The organism is Streptomyces sp. NPDC034111 (assembly GCF_055575375.1).
The window spans coordinates 96,929-104,814 of record NZ_JBVIST010000025.1 but is presented as its reverse complement, the minus strand read 5'-3'; the positions used below and the strand labels follow the sequence as shown (position 1 = coordinate 104,814).

The 7,886-nt window shown below is 70.9% G+C and carries 7 protein-coding genes; 4 read left to right on the top strand and 3 right to left on the bottom strand.

The features are described 5' to 3' along the window. The 4 genes from ACZ55A_RS34340 to ACZ55A_RS34325 all read left to right on the top strand — a co-directional run. Window positions 1–1,077 (top strand): FGGY family carbohydrate kinase (locus ACZ55A_RS34340; RefSeq protein ID WP_468848654.1); only part of this gene is annotated, 1,077 nt, incomplete at its 5' end. 7 nt (window positions 1,078–1,084) lie between these two features. Beyond that, window positions 1,085–2,677 carry a glycerol-3-phosphate dehydrogenase/oxidase gene (locus ACZ55A_RS34335; protein WP_468848653.1) on the top strand — a complete coding sequence of 531 codons (1,593 nt, stop codon included), beginning with the start codon at window positions 1,085–1,087 and terminating at the stop codon, window positions 2,675–2,677. Window positions 2,678–2,681: 4 nt separating this feature from the next. Beyond that, window positions 2,682–3,359 carry a zinc ribbon domain-containing protein gene (locus ACZ55A_RS34330; protein WP_468848652.1) on the top strand — a complete coding sequence of 226 codons (678 nt, stop codon included), beginning with the start codon at window positions 2,682–2,684 and terminating at the stop codon, window positions 3,357–3,359. Window positions 3,360–3,599: 240 nt separating this feature from the next. Next, complete coding sequence (locus ACZ55A_RS34325; RefSeq protein ID WP_468848651.1) at window positions 3,600–3,986, top strand: ATP-binding protein; 387 nt, start codon at window positions 3,600–3,602, stop codon at window positions 3,984–3,986. Between the two features lie 99 nt (window positions 3,987–4,085). Here ACZ55A_RS34325 and ACZ55A_RS34320 read toward each other — a convergent pair whose 3' ends face one another. The 3 genes from ACZ55A_RS34320 to pgsB form a co-directional block, all read right to left on the bottom strand. After that, window positions 4,086–5,984: an ArnT family glycosyltransferase gene (locus tag ACZ55A_RS34320; protein WP_468848650.1), complete on the bottom strand. Its 1,899-nt coding sequence runs from the start codon at window positions 5,982–5,984 to the stop codon at window positions 4,086–4,088. 84 nt (window positions 5,985–6,068) lie between these two features. Beyond that, window positions 6,069–6,551, bottom strand: coding sequence for a poly-gamma-glutamate biosynthesis protein PgsC/CapC (locus ACZ55A_RS34315; protein WP_042158699.1), 483 nt, complete (start codon window positions 6,549–6,551; stop codon window positions 6,069–6,071). Then, window positions 6,548–7,885, bottom strand: coding sequence for a poly-gamma-glutamate synthase PgsB (gene pgsB, locus ACZ55A_RS34310; protein ID WP_468848649.1), 1,338 nt, complete (start codon window positions 7,883–7,885; stop codon window positions 6,548–6,550). The genes ACZ55A_RS34315 and pgsB overlap by 4 nt, the downstream gene beginning before the upstream one ends. Window position 7,886 lies beyond the last annotated feature (1 nt).

Below are 7,886 nucleotides of genomic sequence, written 5' to 3'. Positions count from 1 at the left end.
CTCGACAACGTCGAGGGCCTGCGCGAGCGCGCCGAAGCCGGCGACATCCTCTTCGGCACCATGGACTCCTGGGTCATCTGGAACCTCACCGGCGGTCCGTCCGGCGGTGTCCACGTCACCGATGTCACCAACGCCTCGCGCACCCTGCTGATGAACCTGCACACCATGGAGTGGGACGAGCGCATCCTCGCCTCCATGGAGATCCCGGCCGCCGTCCTGCCGGAGATCCGCTCCTCCTCCGAGGTGTACGGCATCGCCGGCGGAGTCCTGTACGGCGTGCCGGTCGCCTCCGCGTTCGGCGACCAGCAGGCGGCGCTGTTCGGCCAGACCTGCTTCTCCGAGGGCGAGGCCAAGTCCACGTACGGCACCGGCACCTTCCTGCTGATGAACACCGGCCACCAGCCCGTCAACTCCCACAGCGGACTGCTGACCACCGTCGGCTATCAGATCGGCCGGCAGACGCCGGTCTACGCGCTGGAGGGCTCCATCGCGGTCACCGGCTCGCTGGTCCAGTGGATGCGCGACCAGATGGGCCTGATCCGCACCGCCGCGGAGATCGAGACCCTGGCCACCTCGGTGCAGGACAACGGTGGCTGCTACTTCGTCCCCGCCTTCTCCGGCCTGTTCGCCCCGTACTGGCGCTCCGACGCCCGCGGCATGATCACGGGCCTGACCCGCTACGTCACCAAGGCGCATCTCGCCCGCGCCGTGCTCGAAGCCACCGCCTGGCAGACCCGCGAGATCGTCGACGCGATGCACAAGGACTCCGGCGTCGCCCTGACCGCGCTGAAGGTCGACGGCGGAATGACCTCCAACAACCTGCTGATGCAGTCCATTTCGGATTCCCTGGACGCGCCCGTGGTGCGCCCACTGGTTGCCGAGACCACCTGCCTCGGCGCCGCCTACGCCGCCGGCCTGGCCGTGGGCTTCTGGCGCAGCACCGACGAGCTGCGCGCCAACTGGCGCCGCGCCTCCGAGTGGACCCCCCGGATGGACACCGCCACCCGTGACCGCGAATACAAACTCTGGCTCAAGGCCGTCGAGCGGACCATGGGCTGGATCGAAGAGGAGAACTGAGGACGTCATGAGCACCCTGTCGAGCAATCAGCCGCTGGGCGCGCATCCGGGCCCCGGCCGCGCCGAGACCCGTGAGCGACTGTCCCGGGCGACCTACGACCTCCTGGTGATCGGTGGCGGCATCCTGGGCATCTCCACCGCCTGGCACGCCGCGCAGGCCGGGCTGCGGGTGGCCCTGGTGGACGCCGGTGACTTCGCCGGCGCCACCTCCTCCGCCTCCTCCAAACTCGCCCACGGCGGCCTGCGCTACCTCCAGACCGGGGCGATCAAGTTGGTCGCGGAGAACCACCACGAGCGGCGGGTGCTGGCCAAGGACGTGGCCCCCCACCTGGTCAGCCCGCTCACCTTCTACCTGCCGGTCTACAAGGGCGGTCCGCACGGCGTGGCCAAGCTCGGCGCGGGCGTCTTCGCGTACTCGATGCTGTCGGCCTTCGGCGACGGCGTCGGGCGGGTGATATCCCCCGCCAAGGCCGCGGCCGACAACCCCGGCCTGCGCACCGACCACCTCAAGGCGGTCGCGGTCTACGGCGACCACCAGATGAACGACGCACGCGTGGCCGTGATGACCGTGCGCGCGGCCGTCCGGTCCGGTGCGGTCGTCCTCAACCACGCCGAGGTCAGGGGACTGCGCTTCACCCAGGGCCGGGTGACGGGCGCGGACGTCCAAGACCGCCTGGACGGCACCGAGTTCGGCGTCGACGCCCGCCTGGTCGTCAACGCCACCGGCCCGTGGGTGGACCATCTGCGCCGCATGGAGGACAAGGGGGCGGCCCCCAGCATCCGCCTCTCCAAGGGCGCCCATGTCGTCCTCAAGCGCAAGGCCCCGTGGAAGGCCGCGCTGGCCACCCCGATCGACAAGTACCGCATCACCTTCGCCCTCCCCTGGGAGGACATGCTGCTGCTGGGCACCACCGACGAGGAGTACGAGGGCGACCCGGCGGACGTACGCGCCACCGAGGCCGACATCCAGAAGATCCTGGACGAGGCCGCACTGTCGGTGCGCGACGAACACCTCTCGCGCGATCTGATCACCTACGCCTTCGCGGGTCTGCGGGTGCTGCCCGGCGGGCCGGGCGGGGTGGAGTCGGCCAAGCGCGAAACGGTCGTCACCGAGGGCAGTGGCGGCATGCTGTCGGTCGCGGGCGGCAAGTGGACGACGTACCGCCACATCGGCCGTACGGTGCTGCGGAGAGTGGCGCAGCTGCACCACTCGCTCGCCGGCGACAGCAAGCCGCTCTCCCGGCTGACACGACGGGTACCGCTGCCCGGGCTCGCCGATCCCCATGCGGTCGCGCACCGGCTGCTGGCGGGCCGGGAACCGGCCGCGCAAATGGACCCGTTGACCGCGCACCACCTGGCCACCCACTACGGCGCGCTGGCCTTCGACATCGCGCACCTGGTCAGCGAGGACCGCGCCCTGGGCGAGCGCATCCACCCCGACGGCCCGGAGATCTGGGCGCAGGTCGTCCACGCACGGGACCACGAGTGGGCGGAGACCGTCGACGATGTGCTGCGCCGCCGTACGACGCTGACGATCCGCGGTCTCGACACCGAGGAGGTCCGCGCCGGCGTCCAGGACCTGCTGGTGCAGAAGGACTGAGGCGATGAAGGGGCCTGTATGGGGAGTGCGCACGACCTGGCGCACGGTCGGCGACGGTGAGTTCTTCTGTCCCGGCTGCGGCGGCGACCGCAGCTACCTGCGGCGCACCCGCCGCCACCGGTTCGCTCTCCTCGGCATCCCCTTCCGGCGCGGCACCGTGCGGCCCGTCGTCGAATGCGCCGCCTGCGGGAGCTGTTTCGGGACCGATGTCCTGGACCACCCCACCAGCACCCGCCTTGCGGCGATGCTCCGCGATGCCGTGCACACCGTCGCCCTCGCCGTCCTCGCTGCCGGTGGCTCCGAGGACCGAGCGGTGCGTGAGGCCGCGGCCGGCGCGGTGCGCGGCGCCGGGTTCGCCGACTGCACCGAGGAGCAGTTGGCCGTCCTCCTCGAAACGCGGTCCGCCGGCACCGGGTGGCTGCCCGGCGAGCACACGGACGGCATCGAGGACGGCAGCACGTCGCTCACCCTCGAACTCCACGAAGCCCTCGAACCGCTCGCCCCCTACCTGGCCCGCGCCGGAGGTCAGGGCCTCCTGCTGCGGGGCGCCCGCATCGCCCTGGCCGACGGGCCGTACACCCCCGGCGAGCACCGGGCCCTGGCCGCGGTCGGCCGGGCCCTGCTCCTCAGCCGCGAGGACACCGAAAGGCTGCTGGCCGTCGCGGCCCGTACGCCGTCATGAGGTGCCGTACGGGCCGGGTCCCCTGACCGGCGCGCGCAACGAAGCGTGCAGCCGGCATCAACCCAAGGAAGACAGCATCAGGAAGCACCACGCCACCGCGACGGGAGAAGGACCCCGCCCATGCACCATGCACACGCCAGTCCCTCCGTTACGTTCCCCGCAAGGTCCCCGGGGCGCGCTCCCGCCGGCGCATCGGCGCTGCGGCCGCTCCCCCTTCCTGAACCGGCGTGCCGGCACGCCGTGATCTCCCTGCCGGCCGAGGAGAGCCAGGTGCGCCTCGTACGCCGCTTCGTCCTGACCCATCTGAACCGCTGGGGTGTGGCCGAAGAAGACCGGAACCGCATCGAGCTCATCGTCGGGGAGCTGGCCGGCAACTCGGCCCGCCACGGCAGGTCCGAGATGACGGTGCATCTGTCCCTGGCCGGTCAGGACGTGTGCATCGACGTCCTCGACACGGGCCAACCAACCAGGCCCTGCCCGCACTCCACCAGACCGTGGGACGAACGCGGCCGCGGTCTGGGCATCGTCAGCGTGCTGTCCGACTGGACCGACACCCGGCACCAGCGGCACGGCCGGCGTGCCCGCGCCGGTCTCCGCGTCGCTCTGCCCGTCTGCGCCGCGGCTTGATTCGTCCACCGCATGGCCGGCCACGGGTGTGCGCGTGGTGCGGGAGCCGTGGTGTGCCGGTGCGGCGGATGTGCCGCGGAACTCCCCTCGTCCGGCAGGTCAGTTGGCTCGTCGCGCGCAGTCGTAGAGGGTGAAGCTTCCGTCCGCGGTCCGGCCGTAGGCGCTTGGGGCGACGCGGGTGCAGTTTTTCTTCACCCAGGTCGATGCCGGTGTGGGCGAGCGGCGCTTGGTCAGCAGGGCGTAGCGCAGTTGGTGGGTGGAGACCAGCTCACTGAGCTGTGGTGCGGCCGGATAGGGGGTCAGGCCGGTGAAGCCGCCCATGACCATGATGGGTTGGGAGGTGGCGCGCAGCAGGGGCTCGGCACCGTAGGCGGCTTGGGTGGCGAGCAGGTACTTCTCCCCGGAACGGTGCGCGGAAAGGTACTTCAGCAGTGCGGCGTCCCGCGCGGACGGCGTGCTCAGGGGGTATCGCCGGAATTTGGGCCGGTGGTGGGGGCTGTCGCGGTAGTCGGGTCCCACCGGTCCGGCCAGCGGCGACATCGGTGAGCCGGCGTACTGCGGGTCCAGGCAGGAGGCGGCCCAGACCGCCGGGGCGAGCAGTATGGACGCGAGGGAGGCTGCCAGGGCGCTGTGCACCGCCCGTTGCGTGGTGCGTGGTCCGCGGGTGCACAGGCCGACGGTCCCGCACAGACCGAGCATCAGCACCATCGGCAGCAGCCAGGGCGCGAATTCGCTGTGCCGGCCTTCGATTGCCACCGCCCACAGCGCCGTGAGCCCGATGGCGAGGGGCAGCGCCGCTCTACGCCGGCCGCCGGCGCTGTACTCGGCCCAGAAGAGGGCGACTCCGCCACCGGTCAGCGCGGCGAGGGCCGGGGCCAGTACGGCGGTGTAGTAGCCGTGGTTGCCGTTGGAGTTGCTGAAGACCAGGACGTGCACGGCCAGCCAGCCTCCCCAGAGGAGGTACCCCGCCCGCGGCCCGTCGGTGCGCGGCTGTCCGGTGCGCCACCACACGCCCAGCGCCAGCGCCAGTACGGCGAACGGCAGGAGCCAGGCGATCTGCGGGCCCACGCTCTCGTTGACCAGCATGGTCCAGCCGGTGTTGTCGGTGGTGCGGCTGGCCGCGGTGCCGGCGACGGCGCCCAGCGCGTTCGGGTCGTCGCCGAAGCGGCTCAGCCCGTTGTAGCCGAAGACCAGGGTGAAGGGGTTGTTGTTGGTGGTCGCGTCGATGTACGGACGGTTCGCTGCGGGGGTCGCCCACACCAGCAGCAGCCAGGTACAGGAGACGAGGAGTGCGGTGGCCCCGGCGAGCAGCAGCCGCCAGGCCCGGTTCCACCGGGAGCCGGGCGCTGCCATCTGGTACACCGCGGCGAAGACCGGCAGGACGAGCCACGCCTGGAGCATCTTGGCCTGGAAGGCCAGTCCCACCCACGTCCCGCACAGGAGCAGCGGCAGCAGCCTCCCGGTGGCGACCGCCTTCTGGAACGATCCCGCTGCGAGGACCAGCAGCAGGACGAGCAGGGTGTCGGGGATGGTGTGCCGGTCGAGGACGACGGTGACCGGGGTGAGGGTGAGTGCCAGCGCGGCGAGCAGCCCTGCCACCGGGCCGGCCCAGGCACGGACGATCCGGTGCAGCGCCCAGACGGCGAGTACGCCCTCCAGTACCTGCGGCACCACCGCGGCCCAGTTGTACGGTCCGAAGAGCTTGAGGGAAAGGGCCTGCGGCCACAGCGCACCGGGGATCTTGTCCACGGTGATCGAGCCGCTCGGGTCGAGCCCGCCGAAGAAGAAGGCGTGCCAGTTCGCCGCCATCGACCGCGCGGCCGCGCTGTAGTACGGGTGTACCCCGGCACGGTCGATGCCCCAGGCGTAGAGCACCGCGGCAGTGGCCAGGATCAGCAGAAGGGCGGACACCTCCCAGCCGGCGATGAGGCGTTGACGGAACCCGGTGGTGCGCCGACGGCGGTGGGCGGGGTCCCGGGTGAGGGTGGTCGTGGCCATGGCGGGGTCTCTCATGGGACGTCGGGCAGGGGTTCGCCTCTTCGGCGTGCGGAGGGCGCGGCGGACGCGGGCGGTACGGCGGGATCAGCCGATGGGCAGCGCACCCAGCAGCAACCCGGCGACGAGCACCACATATGTGCCGAGGGTCACCGCCGTGGTGGAGATCACGGTGGCGGCCAACGGTTGGCGGACCAACTGATACGCGATGAGGCCGGGCACGATGAAGCCCAGGGTCTGGGCGGTGTAAAGGAGGGGGAACTCGTGCTGGAGCGCGAGCAGCACCGTGGTCTGGAGCAGTACCGCGGACAGCACCACGGCGGCGAACAGCCGCTTCCCGTAAAGGATCACATGGCGCTGAAGGACCTTGGTCGCGAGGAAGGTGAGCGCGGTGACGCCGATCACCATGGCGGCCCGGACCACATCGGTGACGAGGGTCAGCGCCAGCCAGCCGGGGGTGATCATGCCACCGGGAGAGAGGTTGGTGGTCAGATAGCACACCAGCGAGAAGACCAGTCCGAGGGCTATCCCCAGCGCGATGGTCTGCGGAGTGACGTTGACGGGGATCACAGCGAGTTCCTTGTCGGCTGGTGCAGGGCGTCGGCATGGACGGAGGCGGGGCTGGGGAAATGCGGTCCTGGCACGGGGCGGTTCAGCGACGCCACCCAGCTGTACGGCTCCGGCTCGGGCGGGTGCGCGACCGGAAGCGGCTCGTCGGACTCGTCGGAGGGCAGTTTGGCGAGGTGCTCCAGGAACAGCTCGCCCTGGCCGTGGATATTGCCGACGGCCACCAGCGAGGAATCGGGGCCCAGTTCGGCGAGGATGGCGCGGGTCAGCTCCTGGGCGTCGCGCCGGTCGCCGCCCAGGTCCACCACCCGGCCCGACGACCAGCCCTGCGGGATGCCGTCGCGGGCGCTCTTGGTCGGGTGCCCGATGAGCAGGACCGTCTCCGGGTCCAGGGCGGGGACGATCGCTCCCATCTGTCCGTTGCGTTCGACCCGGTCCGGGCGGCAGTTGATGACCACGTTCAGCGGGCGGCGGATCGCACCGAGCTCCTCCAGCTGACGGACGTTCATCAGCGTCGACTCGGGGTCGTTGGCGGCGAAGACATTGGCGAAGCGCAGCCGTTTGCCGTCCGGTGTGCGGTAGCGCTCGACGGAGAGCACGCCGGGGTCCGGCGGCGCTTCCCACATGCCGCGCAGTGCGGTGGCGCGGTCCACACCGAGCAGTTCGGCCACTGCCAGCGCGATGGCGACGTTCTCCTTGAAGGTGAACCAACTGAACCCGCGCAGCTCCTCATCCGTGACCGACTCCGGATCCACCGAGATCAGGCGGCACCTCCGTTTGTCCGCCTCCTCCTTGAGAATGTGCAGCCGCTCCTGCTCGGCGGTGACACAGACCCCGCCGACCGGCATCGACCGGGACAGCGAGCGGGCCACATCGTCCAGCGTCGGCCCCATTTCGGCGAGATGATCCTCGCGGACGTTGCACAGCACGCCGATGGTGGAACGGATCAGCTTCTCCTGGTTGATCTCCTGAAGCGCCGGCTGCACCGCCATGCACTCGATCACCAGAGCGTCCGGCCGGTAGGCCGCCCCGCGCCGGACGATGCCGATCTGCTCGACGACATTGGCGATGCCCAACTTCCGGTACACCGGTTCCTCGGTGGCATCCGGGTGGATGAACCGGGCAGCGGTGCCGGTGGTCTTGGCCACGGTGACCAGACCACCGCCGCGCAGCGCCCCCGCGCACAGCCGCGTGATCGAGCTCTTGCCGCGAATGCCGTTGACCAGCACCCGAGTGGGGACCTGCGCCAGCGCGGCGTAGTGGCGCCGCTGCTCCAGCACCCCGGCGACCAGCAGCACGGCACAGCTCAACAGCAGCACAACATAGAGAAAAAGCACG